General features: G+C 41.7%; 1 protein-coding gene. It reads left to right on the top strand.

Going from position 1 to position 521, the window contains the following annotated elements:
* On the top strand, window positions 1-521 hold a 521-nt coding region (locus tag GJV78_RS22810; protein WP_155110330.1), incomplete at both ends, for an AMP-binding protein.

The following is a 521-nucleotide window of genomic DNA, read 5'->3' as shown; positions in this document are numbered from 1 at the left end:
GGCATCTGGCGTACGTGATCTACACGTCGGGCTCGACCGGAATGCCTAAAGGGGTAATGAACGAACACCGAGGGGTAGTTAATCGATTAATATGGATGCAACAGAAGTATAGTTTAACGCTTAAAGACGCTGTATTACAAAAAACTCCATTTAGTTTTGATGTATCAGTATGGGAATTTTTCTGGCCGTTAATGTTCGGTGTTAGATTGGTTCTGGCTCACCCAGAAGGTCATAAAGATCCTGTTTATCTGAGTCAACTTATTGATAAAGGATGTATCACTACGTTGCATTTTGTCCCTTCTATGTTACAAAGCTTCTTAGCAATGAATAAAGCGCAGGTTTGCGGTGGTTCTGTTGCCCGTGTGATTTGTAGCGGGGAAGCATTGCCGAAAAATATAATAAGGACATTTTATCATCAGTGGCCACATGCGAAGTTACATAATCTATATGGGCCAACCGAAGCGGCAATAGATGTTACCGCGTGGGAATGCACTAATTTTGAGAATATTACCAATATTCCC

The organism is Intestinirhabdus alba (genome assembly GCF_009711095.1).
Lineage (GTDB): Bacteria > Pseudomonadota > Gammaproteobacteria > Enterobacterales > Enterobacteriaceae > Intestinirhabdus > Intestinirhabdus alba.
The sequence above is the reverse complement of the archived record's forward strand: the minus strand, read 5'-3'. Positions and strand labels throughout refer to the sequence as shown.